This is a genomic window from bacterium SCSIO 12844, assembly GCA_024397935.1.
Taxonomy (GTDB): Bacteria; Pseudomonadota; Gammaproteobacteria; order Francisellales; family Francisellaceae; genus M0027.
Genome location: CP073743.1, coordinates 1,772,339 through 1,788,038 on the forward strand (window position 1 = coordinate 1,772,339; position 15,700 = coordinate 1,788,038).

1 protein-coding gene (only partly in view) is annotated in these 15,700 nt (G+C 37.1%); it reads right to left on the reverse strand.

The window, feature by feature from the left end:
* Positions 1 to 15,652, reverse strand: the 5' portion of a protein-coding gene (locus KFE69_08225; GenBank protein UTW41498.1) for a tandem-95 repeat protein. Its footprint begins 24,545 nt before the window's first position; the window shows 15,652 of its 40,197 coding nt (coding positions 1-15,652); its start codon is at positions 15,650 to 15,652; its stop codon lies beyond the left edge, outside the window.
* Between the last annotated feature and the right edge of the window lie 48 nt (positions 15,653 to 15,700).

Below are 15,700 nucleotides of genomic sequence, written 5' to 3' on the forward strand. Positions count from 1 at the left end.
CAACTGCACCAATTGCTATAATCGTACCATCTGCATTGATAGTAACATTACCTGAAGCATCATCTACAGCTTCACCATCAATATCATCACCTAATTGTTGAAAATTAACAAAATGTAGTTCTGGTTCATCATTGCTACCATTAATGTTAATAGTAATATTATGAGTATCAGTTGCACCTTGACTATCAGTAACAGTTACAACATAAGTTAATATTAAAGTCTCAGTTGAAGCTAGATAATCAAAAGCTTCTCCTCCTGAATTAAAAGTCCAAGTAAATGTATCTTCTGTTTCTGTAGCATTAATAAAATTACCACTTGTGACAGTAAGCATTGATAATAAAGTTCCATTAGTTATTTCTGATACATCACCAGATTCAACAACACTTGTAACAGCTACTGAGACTGTATTTGTAAGATCTATATCAGTAGTTGTTAATGTACCCGAAGTAGTTAAACCCGCATCTGTTTCAATTAAAATATCACTATCTATATCGCCTGCTTCAACACTAATTTCTGGTGGATCATTAACTTCTATAATATCAATAAAAACTGTTGCTATATTAGAATTAACATCTCCATCATTAACGATAAAAGTTACCTCTCTAGTGGCTAAGTCTGGAAAGTCTGAACTATTTTCATAAGTAACTGATTCAAAAAAATCTTGATAAGCTGATAAACTTGCTGTTCCATTAGCAATTAATATGCCTGGTGTTAATGTATTAATAGTAATACCACTAGGTGCTGGAGCATTAAAACTTAAAATATCTTCACTAGCATTAAAGTTCGTAATTGTAACTGTTGCACTTTCTAAGTTAACATCATCAATATCTGTAATAGCAAACTCAGAAGATATTACTGTCGCTGGATCATTTTCACTATAAGATAATGTTTTTGTTGTTCTAAATAAGTCATAAATTTTAACATAACTATCTTCTGCTCCAATTGCTACTGTCGTACCATCAGCGCTAATAGCAACTCCTGAGCCATTAAGACCATTGACTATTGTTCCATCAATATCTGGGCTAATCTGAGTCCAAGCTAAGCCATCCCAATCATAAACTCGGGCACTGCCAGTAAAAGAACCATTATCATTATTACTTGGTTCTCCAATTACTACTCGGTTACCATCACCACTTAAAGCAACTGCATTAAAGTCGCCGCTTCGACCAAATGCTACTTCACCATTAATGTCATCACCAAGCTGTACCCATACACCACCTATTAGCTCATAAATACGTACATGACCACTATTTGTACCATTTCCATCATTTGAAGGAGCACCAATCGCTACACGCGTTCCATCAGCACTTAAAGATACACTTTCTCCACTATAATCATCAGCTGCCTCTCCATCAATATCACTTCCTACTTGTACCCAAGCTGTTCCATTCCAATCATATATTCTAACAGTACCACTATTAACACCATTATCATCATTTTGGGGAGAACCTATTGCTACACGAGTACCATCAGCACTTAATGAAACTGAGGTTCCACTAAAATCTCCAGCTTGCCCCTCAATATCACTACCTACTTGAACCCAAGCTGTCCCATTCCAATCATATATTTCTACCTGCCCAGCACGTGAAGTACTACTATCATGATAGTAAGACCCTATTGCTATTCTTGATCCATCTGCACTTAATGAAACTGAATGACCACTTCTACTAGCAATTGATTCACCATCAATATCAGCACCTAATTGAACCCAAGCTGTTCCATTCCAATCATAAATCCGCGCATGGCCAGTACTATGACCAGCAGGACCATCAGCATAAATTGCACCAATGGCAACTCTTGAACCATCAGCACTTAGAGACACTGAATAACCACTATAATCACCAATATCTTCTCCATCAAGATCAGCACCTAATTGAACCCAAGATGAACCATTCCAATCAAATATTCTAGTATGCCCACTAGTACTATCATGTAAATAACCACCAATGGCTACTCGAGTACCATCACTATTAAATGAAATTGCTGTACCAAATCGATCACTACTTTGATCACCATTTATATCAGTCCCCAGTTGTTCAAAACTAACGAAACCTAGTATAGGTGAATCATTTATTGGATTAACAGTTAACGAAGCTATTTCTGTATCTGAACTAAATGCCGTTGTATTTCCATTAGTAGAAACATCAATATCTGTATCACCATCGCTACCTGAAGTTCGATCCCATGCACGATAAATAAGATTACCAGAACTACCATTATAATTTTCATTTGGTAAAAATCTTACTTTATTATTACTATTATCTGCTGCAAGTAAAACTGCAGATAAATCAGATATTCCTGTAATATTAATCCAATTTGAGCCATTATTTATTGAATACTGCCACTGGCCATTGGTATTATCTGCTCCTGTAATAGCTATGCCTTCGACAGCACCACTATCAACATCAGTGATAGTAGAACCGACTAATGATAAAATATTATCACCTGCTGGATTAGTATCATCCTCATTTATATCTGTTAAAACACCATTACCACTAATCAATGGCGCATCATTTACATCTGAAACATTAATTGTCATTGTGGCAGCTGTAGCGGAGTTAGTATCACCATCATTGACTAGGAAATTAAAGCTTGCTGTCTCACCATTTTCATTATCTGGGGTATAAACTAATAAACCAATATCCGCTGTTAAGATGACTGTATCTGATGTAATCGTTGAGCCATTATAGCTTAAATCTCCATTACCTGAGATCGTTGAGAAGATAACGGTTATTGACTCTAAACTATCACCTGTATCAACATCACTAAAATTAAATTCGCCGGCACTAAAGGTATGTGCCGTATCTTCATTGGTATTTACACTTGATGCTAATGCTACTGGCGCATCATTTACATCTGAAACATTAATTGTCATCGTGGCAGCTGTAGCGGAGTTAGTATCACCATCATTGACAAGGAAATCAAAACTTGCTGTTTCACCGTTATCATTATCTGGGGTATAAACCAATAAACCGATATCTGCTGTTAAGATAACCGTATCTGAAGTAATCGTTGAGCCATTATAACTTAAATCACCATTACCTGAGATTGTTGAGAAGATTACGGTTATTGACTCTAGCGCATCACCTGTATCAACATCACTAAAATTAAACTCGCCGCTACTAAAGGTATGCGCTGTATCTTCATTGGTATTTACACTTGATGCTAATGCCACTGGGGCATCGTTGACATCTGAAACATTAATCGTCATCGTAGCAGCTGTAGCGGAGTTAGTATCACCATCATTTACTAGAAAATCAAAACTTGCTGTTTCACCATTTTCATTATCTGGGGTATAGACTAATAAACCGATATCAGCTGTTAAAATGACCGTATCTGATGTAATCGTTGAACCATTATAGCTTAAGTCTCCATTACCTGAGATCGTTGAGAAGATAACGGTTATTGACTCTAAACTATCACCTGTATCAACATCACTAAAATTAAATTCGCCGCTACTAAAGGTATGTGCCGTATCTTCATTGGTATTTACACTTGATGCTAATGCCACTGGCGCATCATTTACATCTGAAACATTAATCGTCATGGTAGTTGCTGTAGCGGAGTTAGTATCACCATCATTGACAAGGAAATCAAAACTTACCGTTTCACCATTGTCATTATCTGGGGTATAGACTAATAAACCGATATCAGCTGTTAAAATGACCGTATCTGATGTAATCGTTGAACCATTATAGCTTAAGTCTCCATTACCTGAGATCGTTGAGAAGATTACGGTTATTGACTCTAAACTATCACCTGTATCAACATCACTAAAATTAAATTCGCCGCTACTGAAAGTATGTGCTGTATCTTCATTGGTATTTACACTTGATGCTAATGCCACTGGGGCATCGTTGACATCTGAAACATTAATCGTCATCGTAGCAGCTGTAGCGGAGTTAGTATCGCCATCATTGACAAGAAAATCAAAGCTTGCTGTTTCACCGTTTTCATTATCTGGCGTATAGACTAATAAACCGATATTAGCTGTTAAAATGACCGTATCTGATGTAATCGTTGAGCCATTATAGCTTAAGTCTCCATTACCTGAGATTGTTGAGAAGATTACGGTTATTGACTCTAGCGCATCACCTGTATCAACATCACTAAAATTAAATTCGCCGCTACTGAAAGTATGTGCTGTATCTTCATTGGTATTTACACTTGATGCCAACGCCACTGGGGCATCGTTGACATCTGAAATATTAATTGTCATCGTGGCAGCTGTAGCGGAGTTAGTATCACCATCATTGACAAGAAAATCAAAACTTGCTGTTTCACCGTTGTCATTATCTGGGGTATAGACTAATAAACCGATATCAGCTGTTAAAATGACCGTATCTGATGTAATCGTTGAGCCATTATAGCTTAAATCACCATTACCTGAGATCGTTGAGAAGATAACCGTAATCGATTCTAATGCATCACCCGTATCGAAATCACTAAAGTTAAATTCGCCGCTACTAAAGGTATGTGCTGTATCTTCATTGGTATTTACACTTGATGCTAATGCTACTGGGGCATCATTTACATCTGAAACATTAATTGTCATCGTGGCAGCTATAGCGGAGTTAGTATCACCATCATTGACAAGAAAATCAAAGCTTGCTGTTTCACCGTTGTCATTATCTGGGGTATAGACTAATAAACCAATATCCGCTGTTAAGATGACTGTATCTGATGTAATCGTTGAGCCATTATAGCTTAAGTCTCCATTACCTGAGATCGTTGAGAAGATTACGGTTATTGACTCTAGCGCATCACCTGTATCAACATCACTAAAATTAAATTCACCGGCACTAAAGGTATGTGCTGTATCTTCATTGGTATTTACACTTGATGCTAATGCCACTGGTGCATCGTTGACATCTGAAACATTAATCGTCATCGTGGCAGCTGTAGCGGAATTAGTATCACCATCATTGACAAGAAAATCAAAACTTGCTGTTTCACCATTATCATTATCTGGGGTATAAACCAATAAACCGATATCAGCTGTTAAAATGACCGTATCTGATGTAATCGTTGAACCATTATAGCTTAAATCACCATTACCTGAGATCGTTGAGAAGATTACGGTTATTGACTCTAGCGCATCACCTGTATCAACATCACTAAAATTAAACTCACCGGCACTAAAGGTATGTGCTGTATCTTCATTGGTATTTACACTTGATGCTAATGCCACTGGCGCATCATTTACATCTGAAACATTAATTGTCATTGTGGCAGCTGTAGCGGAGTTAGTATCACCATCATTGACAAGAAAATCAAAACTTGCTGTTTCACCATTATCATTATCTGGCGTATAAACCAATAAACCGATATCAGCTGTTAAAATGACCGTATCTGATGTAATCGTTGAACCATTATAGCTTAAATCACCATTACCTGAGATCGTTGAGAAGATTACGGTTATTGACTCTAGCGCATCACCCGTATCGACATCACTAAAATTAAATTCACCGGCACTAAAGGTATGTGCCGTATCTTCATTGGTATTTACACTTGATGCTAATGCTACTGGGGCATCATTTACATCTGAAACATTAATTGTCATCGTGGCAGCTGTAGCGGAGTTAGTATCACCATCATTAACAAGAAAATCAAAGCTTGCTGTTTCACCGTTTTCATTATCTGGCGTATAGACTAATAAACCAATATCCGCTGTTAAAATGACCGTATCTGATGTAATCGTTGAACCATTATAGCTTAAATCACCATTAGCTGAGATCGTTGAGAAGATTACGGTTATTGACTCTAAACTATCACCTGTATCAACATCACTAAAATTAAATTCACCGCTACTGAAAGTATGTGCTGTATCTTCATTAGTATTCACTGAACTTGCTAATGCCACTGGAGCATCATTAACATCTGAAACATTAATTGTCATTGTGGCAGCTGTAGCGGAATTAGTATCACCATCATTGACAAGAAAATCAAAACTTGCTATTTCACCGTTGTCATTATCTGGCGTATAGACTAATAAACCGATATTAGCTGTTAAGATGACTGTATCTGATGTAATCGTTGAACCATTATAACTTAAATCACCATTACCTGAGATCGTTGAGAAGATTACGGTTATTGACTCTAGCGCATCACCTGTATCAACATCACTAAAATTAAACTCACCGGCACTAAAGGTATGTGCTGTATCTTCATTAGTATTCACTGAACTTGCTAATGCCACTGGAGCATCATTAACATCTGAAACATTAATCGTCATCGTAGCAGCTGTAGCGGAGTTAGTATCACCATCATTGACAAGGAAATCAAAACTTGCCGTTTCACCGTTGTCATTATCTGGGGTATAAACCAATAAACCGATATCAGCTGTTAAAATGACCGTATCTGATGTAATCGTTGAACCATTATAGCTTAAGTCTCCATTACCTGAGATCGTTGAGAAGATTACGGTTATTGACTCTAAACTGTCACCTGTATCGACATCACTAAAATTAAATTCACCAGCACTAAAGGTATGCGCTGTATCTTCATTGGTATTTACACTTGATGCTAATGCTACTGGAGCATCATTGACATCTGAAACATTAATTGTCATCGTGGCTGCTGTAGCGGAATTAGTATCACCATCATTGACAAGAAAATCAAAACTTGCTGTTTCACCATTATCATTATCTGGCGTATAAACCAATAAACCAATATCCGCTGTTAAGATAACCGTATCTGATGTAATCGTTGAGCCATTATAACTTAAATCACCATTACCTGAGATCGTTGAGAAGATTACGGTTATTGACTCTAAACTGTCACCTGTATCAACATCATTAAAATTAAACTCACCGGCACTAAAGGTATGCGCCGTATCTTCATCGGTATTCACTGAGCTTGCTAATGCTACTGGGGCATCGTTAACCGATATAATATCAACATAAATGGTTGCAATATTGGATGGTGAATCTCCATCATTTCCAATAAATGTAATTTCTCTTTGCGTTAAATCTGGATCTTCTGAACTATTTTCATAGGTTACTGATTCAAAGAAAGTTTCATAATCTGCCAAACTTGCTGAACCTGTTGCTATTAATGTCCCTGGTGTTGAAGTATTAACTGTAATACCACCTGGCGCTGGACCATTAAAACTTAATATATCTTCACTTGCATTAAAATTTGTAATGGTAACGGTTGCACTTTCTAAATTTGTATCATCTACATCTGTAACAATAAACGAATTATCTAATACAGTTGCTGCATCATTTTCCGTATAATTAATTGTTTTTTCTGTTGCCTCAAAGTTATAGACTCTTACATGACCACTATTTGTACCATTTCCATCATTGAAAGGAGCACCAATTGCTATACGCGTTCCATCAGCACTCAATGAAACTGCATAACCACTTTGATCATTAGATGCTTCTCCATCAATATCTAGGAATATTTGATTCCAAGCACTACCATCCCAATCAAATAGCCTAACATGCCCACTATTTCCGCCATTACCATCATTAAAATTAGCGCCAATAGCAATACGATTACCATCAGAACTTAATGAAACTGAATAACCATTTTGATCGTTTGCTGCCTCACCATCAATATCTAAGCCTACTTGTACCCACGCTAAACCATTCCAGTCAAATACACGAACATGCCCTGCACCTGAACCTACATCATCATTACCAATCGCACCAATAGCAATTCGAGAGCCATCTGCACTTAAAGATACGCTAGTACCACTAGCATCTCCCGCTGCCTCACCGTCAATATCTAAACCTAATTGTATCCAAGCAGATCCATTCCAGTCAAACACACGAACATTGCCTGCACCTGAACCTGCACCATCATTACCAGATCCACCGATTGCAACTCGAGAACCATCATTACTTAAAGAAACCGAGCCACCATAAAGATCATTCGCTGCTTCACCATTTAAGTCACTACCCATTTGTATCCAAGCTGAAGTATTCCATTCATAAATTCTTACTTGACCGCTATCAACCCCATTATCATCATTTTGGGTGGCGCCAATAGCTAACCTTAATCCATCTGAGCTTAATGAAACACTTTGACCTGACATATCATTTGCTGTCTCACCATCAATATCTGAACCTAATTGTATCCAAGCTGAACCATTCCATTGAAATACTCTTACATGACCACTGTCTGAACCATTACCATCATTTTTCATAGCTCCAATGGCCACTATCATTCCATTATCACTTAATGAAACTGAATAACCAGTTTCATCTCCAGGCCCCTCAGGGTTAATATCATTTCCTAATTGAACCCAAGCTGTGCCATCATATTGATAAATACGCGTATGCCCTCTAGATGGACCATTCTCATATGCACCAATAGCAACCGTTAAACCGTCAGCGCTAGCAGCAATAGCTGAACCAGAAAGGTCACCTACACGCTCACCATCTATATCTTGGCCCATTTGCTGTGAACCAAGAGTAATTTCTGGTGCATCATTAATATCTGAAACATTAATTGTCATCGTTGCAGCTGTAGCGGAGTTAGTATCACCATCATTGACTAGGAAATTAAAGCTTGCTGTCTCACCATTTTCATTATCTGGGGTATAAACTAATAAACCAATATCCGCTGTTAAGATGACTGTATCTGATGTAATCGTTGAGCCATTATAGCTTAAATCTCCATTACCTGAGATCGTTGAGAAGATAACGGTTATTGACTCTAAACTATCACCTGTATCAACATCACTAAAATTAAATTCGCCGGCACTAAAGGTATGTGCCGTATCTTCATTGGTATTTACACTTGATGCTAATGCTACTGGCGCATCATTTACATCTGAAACATTAATTGTCATCGTGGCAGCTGTAGCGGAGTTAGTATCACCATCATTTACAAAGAAATCAAAACTTGCTGTTTCACCGTTATCATTATCTGGGGTATAAACCAATAAACCGATATCTGCTGTTAAGATAACCGTATCTGAAGTAATCGTTGAGCCATTATAACTTAAATCACCATTACCTGAGATTGTTGAGAAGATTACGGTTATTGACTCTAGCGCATCACCTGTATCAACATCACTAAAATTAAACTCGCCGCTACTAAAGGTATGCGCTGTATCTTCATTGGTATTTACACTTGATGCTAATGCCACTGGGGCATCGTTGACATCTGAAACATTAATCGTCATCGTAGCAGCTGTAGCAGAGTTAGTATCACCATCATTGACAAGAAAATCAAAGCTTGCTGTTTCACCGTTGTCATTATCTGGGGTATAGACTAATAAACCGATATCCGCTGTTAAGATAACCGTATCTGATGTAATCGTTGAACCATTATAGCTTAAATCACCATTACCTGAGATTGTTGAGAAGATTACGGTTATTGACTCTAAACTATCACCTGTATCAACATCACTAAAATTAAATTCGCCGCTACTGAAAGTATGTGCCGTATCTTCATTGGTATTTACACTTGATGCTAATGCTACTGGCGCATCATTTACATCTGAAACATTAATTGTCATCGTGGCAGCTATAGCGGAGTTAGTATCACCATCATTGACAAGAAAATCAAAGCTTGCTGTTTCACCGTTGTCATTATCTGGGGTATAGACTAATAAACCAATATCCGCTGTTAAGATGACTGTATCTGATGTAATCGTTGAGCCATTATAGCTTAAGTCTCCATTACCTGAGATTGTTGAGAAGATTACGGTTATTGACTCTAAACTATCACCTGTATCAACATCACTAAAATTAAATTCGCCGCTACTGAAAGTATGTGCTGTATCTTCATTAGTATTTACACTTGATGCTAATGCTACTGGAGCATCATTGACATCTGAAACATTAATTGTCATCGTGGCAGCTGTAGCGGAGTTAGTATCACCATCATTTACAAAGAAATCAAAACTTGCTGTTTCACCGTTATCATTATCTGGGGTATAAACCAATAAACCGATATCTGCTGTTAAGATAACCGTATCTGAAGTAATCGTTGAGCCATTATAACTTAAATCACCATTACCTGAGATTGTTGAGAAGATTACGGTTATTGACTCTAGCGCATCACCTGTATCAACATCACTAAAATTAAACTCGCCGCTACTAAAGGTATGCGCTGTATCTTCATTGGTATTTACACTTGATGCTAATGCCACTGGGGCATCGTTGACATCTGAAACATTAATCGTCATCGTAGCAGCTGTAGCAGAGTTAGTATCACCATCATTGACAAGAAAATCAAAGCTTGCTGTTTCACCGTTGTCATTATCTGGGGTATAGACTAATAAACCGATATCCGCTGTTAAGATAACCGTATCTGATGTAATCGTTGAACCATTATAGCTTAAATCACCATTACCTGAGATTGTTGAGAAGATTACGGTTATTGACTCTAAACTATCACCTGTATCAACATCACTAAAATTAAATTCGCCGCTACTGAAAGTATGTGCCGTATCTTCATTGGTATTTACACTTGATGCTAATGCTACTGGCGCATCATTTACATCTGAAACATTAATTGTCATCGTGGCAGCTATAGCGGAGTTAGTATCACCATCATTGACAAGAAAATCAAAGCTTGCTGTTTCACCGTTGTCATTATCTGGGGTATAGACTAATAAACCAATATCCGCTGTTAAGATGACTGTATCTGATGTAATCGTTGAGCCATTATAGCTTAAGTCTCCATTACCTGAGATCGTTGAGAAGATTACGGTTATTGACTCTAGCGCATCACCTGTATCAACATCACTAAAATTAAATTCGCCGCTACTGAAAGTATGTGCTGTATCTTCATCGGTATTAATGCTTGATGCAAGCGCTACTGGAGGATCATTTGTAGCTGTTATATCAACATAGATCGTTGCGATATTGGATGGGGAATTTCCATCATCTCCAATAAATGTAATTTCCCTTTGCGTTAAATCTGGATCATCTGAACTATTTTCATAAGTTACTGACTCAAAAAAAGCTTCATAATCTGCTAAACTTGCTGAACCTGTTGCAATTAATGTACCTGGCGTTGAAATATTAACTATAATACCACCTGGTGCAGGTCCATTAAAACTTAAAATATCTTCACTTGCATTAAAATTCGTAATGGTAACGGTCGCACTTTCTAAATTTGTATCATCTACATCTGTAACAATAAAAGAATTATCTAATACAGTTGCTGCATCATTTTCAGTATAATTAATCGTTTTTTCTATTGCTTCTAAAGAATAGATTTGCACTCTACCATTTGCATCACCAGGCGAACCAACAACAAATTGACTACCGTCTGCCGATAGCTCTACGTCACTACCAAAAAACTCAGTACCTGTATTACCTAATACTTTCTCTTCAACTTGAATCCACTCACTTTGTATTTCATCCCAGTCATAGATGGTTACTCTACCAATATGTGTTCCACCAGTACTAGAGCCAGAAATTGCCAAACGATTACCTGATTCATCAAAAGAAACAAAACCTTCTCTTTTTCTAAACTCTCCTAGTATATCACTTCCAAGTTGTACCCAGTCTGTACCATTATGTTCATAAACTTGAACTCTACCTGCTTGAGTGCCCGCTGTGCTGTCATCTGGACTACCTATTGCTATACGAGTTCCAGTAGCATTAATGGTTACCATTTCAGAAAAAGGAATAATTGAACCTAATTGAGACCAAGTTCCACCTAAATTTTCATAAACAACTGTTTGTCCACTTGTCAATTCAAAAACGACACGATTACCATCTGAAGATAATTCAACTGAAGACCCACCTTGACCGTTTGCAACTGAACCTGCAACTTCAAGTGTTTTATTCCATAGTAAACCATCCCATTCATATACACGAATATGACCTCCGTTTGCAGTAATACTTGGATTCTTTCTAGCTCCCATTGCAATGATATTACCATCAGCACTAATAGAGACATCTCTACCATTTTCATCAGCACTATTTTCACCTGGAATATCAACGCCTACCTGATTCCAGTTTGAACCATCAAATTCATAAACACCCACATAACCTGCATTTCCATTAATTTGATAAGCACCAACAATTAATCTACTTCCATCTTCATCTAAGGCTACACTACGACCTAAATGATCGTCTGTTGATGCACCTTCAATTGTTGAACCAACTTGATTCCATGAAGTACCATCAAATTCATAAACACTAACTGAACCATTATTACTACCACCACCATCATAAAATGGCGAACCTACAGCTACTCTAGTACCATCTAAACTATAGGCAACACTTGCACCAAAATTATCACCAGATGCTATTCCTGTAATATCTGAGCCAATTTGCTCTATATCTACATAGACTTCAGGCGCATCATTAACTGCCACAACATCAATATTAACCGTTGCAACATTAGACTGCACATCGCCATCATTAACATAAAAATCAATTTGTCGTTGTGTCGTATCTGGATTATCAGAAACATTCTCATATGTAACTGAAGCCAAAGCCAACTCATAAGCAGCCTTAGTATCTGTTCCTATCAACGTTAAAATACCAGTTGAAGCATTAAAACTACCTGTAATATTTGCTGTATCAGTAAATGCTAAATAATCCTCTCCTAAAGTAAACGTTCCGCCTGTAATTGCAATTGTTGCACTTTCAATATTTGTGTCATCAGGGTCAACAACTGAAAAGAATGGGTAAACTTGTGTGGCTGGGTCACCTTCAGTATAAATAACTGGGGTTGATGCTGTATCTGTTGTTAACTCATATATTCTAACATGGCCTGAATCAGCACCATTACCATCATTTAAATTTGCACCAACAGCTAATCTTGTTGCATCATGACCTAATGCAACATCCCAACCATAGCGGTCACCTGAAGCTTCTCCTGCCAATGCAGTACTGACTAAGCTCCAATCTGTTCCATTCCACTTAAAGATTCTAACCTGGTCATTATTTTCATCACCAACAGCAATTAATTCACCATCAGCTCGCATTGCAACGCGTTGTCCTAAATTAGTTAGCGTTGTACCTACCTGAACCCAGGCTGAGCCATTATATTCATAGACAAGTGTATTCCCTACCTGATTTGTATGCCTTTCACCAATAACAATACGGCTACCATCTTCATTAAAATCTAAATCTGTACCTAAACGTCCTTCTCCAACTAGACCTGCAATTGTTCCACCAACTTGATTCCAATTTGCACCATCCCAGTCATAAATACGCACACGACCCGAATTACTAGTTTCTAATGGCGCTCCTAAAGCAATACGCTCACCATCATCACTGATTGTAATTGTTTTCCAACGTACACTACCAAGAGGGACTACACCTCGTTGAACCCAATCTGTACCATTATATTCATAAACAACGGGTCTAATTGATGCTGTCTGATCAATTTCTGAGGCAATAAAGACATTACCATCACCACTAAAATCTAAATATGTACCTAATCTTGCATTATTATCCCCATCTATTGAAGAGCCAAGCTGCACCCAATCTGTGCCATTATATTCAAATACACTAACCTGACCAATATTTGTACCCGCTCCCTGGTAATTAAATGCGCCAATAACTAAACGTTGCCCATCATTACTTAAAACAACACTATAGCCAAACTGATCGTTTGCATTTGCACCATCAATATCTGAACCTATTTGAATCCAACTAGAACCATTCCACTGATAAATTCTTACATGACCACTATCAACACCATTAGCACCATCATTAAATGCAGCACCAATTGCAACGATATTACCATCTGCGCTAAATGAAATTGAATTACCACTTTCATCACCAGCTGCTTCTCCATTAATATCATTACCTAATTGTTGAAATTCATATAGTGCTAACTCCGATGCATCATTAGTACCTGCAATATTAATTGTAACTGTCTGTGTATCCTGTGCTGTACCATCATCAGCTTCTAAAGTGTAAGTTAAAGTTAATGTCTCACCAACAGACAGATAGTCAAAGGCTTCTGCTCCTGAGTCAAACTGCCAAGTAAATTGATCTGATGTCTCTGATGAATTTAAAATTGGATTACTATCAACGATTGATAACATATTTAATAAAGTGGCATTGGCAATACCAGAGGTTGTACCTGATTCAACAACACTGATTACGTTTACTGGTACGGTATCTGTCGTATTTGTATCTTCAACAGTTAAAGTATCTGAAATACTTAAACCATTATCTGTTTCTGTTAAATTTCCTACCGCTGAATCACCAGCACCACTCGTATTGATATCTGGTGGATCATTTATAACATTATCAAAAGATAAACCTATTTCAATACCATCATTACCCGTACCATCATACCCTATACCTGACATTCTAAATTGAATGGTAGTAAAGGTACCATTAACTTGAACTGATCCAGCAGCTGTACTTCCAGGGTTAGTTGATGCTTCAGGGCTACCATTTAATGATTGAAAAGGAGTACGGCTAACTGTAGTTGATGTAACATCTAAGTGATTAACACCTGATAATTTAGTTAATGTACCACCTGAAATAAGTGTAAATAACGCACCATTACTAACTCCATTACCCGCACCACCAACTCTATCAAAATTAATAATCGGGTTGGTTCTGGCAGTTGAGAATGTAATAGTTAATAGACTTGTTCCACCATCATCAGTTGCAAGAATAGGCCCATCTTCATCTGAAGTATCCCAGACGAATGTAAATCTTAATGAAGGAGAATTCGCCACAGAAGAATCATGCCAGAAACTTGTATTCGAGTTAAGTGTCTGGTTAAAGTTAAGATTTGTAATTGAATTTGAACTTTCCTGAGTAAATGTTAATGTTGTTGTAATCCCACTTGTCGTATTTGTAGCAGTACCACCTGTTGCAGTATCTGAAATAGACCAGTTACCCGTATTAACATTAGCTAATAAATGCTCATAATCCTCAAAATCAACAATTTCCTCTGTTTCTACTAACTCATCAATTTCTAATATACTATCACCACCTAATTCTTCTCCACCTGTTAAATCAGTTGATGCTGCAATATCTGCATCCGTATATCCTTTTAATGCATCTATAAAAGCTAATCCTTTCTCTCCCTCTGCAACATTACACCCATAAAATAGTAAATCACCACTGGAAGAAAAAGATTGCCCCCAAGTAGCTAGTTGATTTTTATAAAATGATAAACTAGCTGAATTCAATACTGTATTTCCTAAGTATAATTCACCTTGATTACCATGCGAAATAATATGTACTGCATCAAGATTATTATATTTGCTTAATATCCTTGCAATCTCATCAACTCCGTTTTCATCAATATCTATAATTTCAACTGATGCTTTTCTTGAAATATCTTCAATCAGTGTATGCGGATCTTTTACTCTTGAATCAAAAATAACAACCTCTTGATAGACAGAATAGTCCTTTTCTAAATTAGAATTATTAATGCCTGTTAATTCTAATAAGCTCTCTGCAGCTTCAGTATTATCATTAACATTCAATGCTTCAAGAACTTTGCCCTGCTCACTTTCAGAAACCTCATCAGCAAGATCAACCGTTTCAACTGCAGCACCATCAAACATATAGCGAGGCTCTAAAGCTTGCCTTAATATAGAAATTTCCGTGGATTGATCTAAATTTAAATCCGTTTTTAAAGATAATATTGAGCTTATTGCATTACTTAATTTATTTTTTTGCAGATCTTTCTTTTTTATTTTTTTAATTTTTCTTACAATATCACCTAATTTATTGTTTTTAATAGTCATCACAGCACCAATCATCAATTTTAATTACACAAAAGCAATATTCGTAAC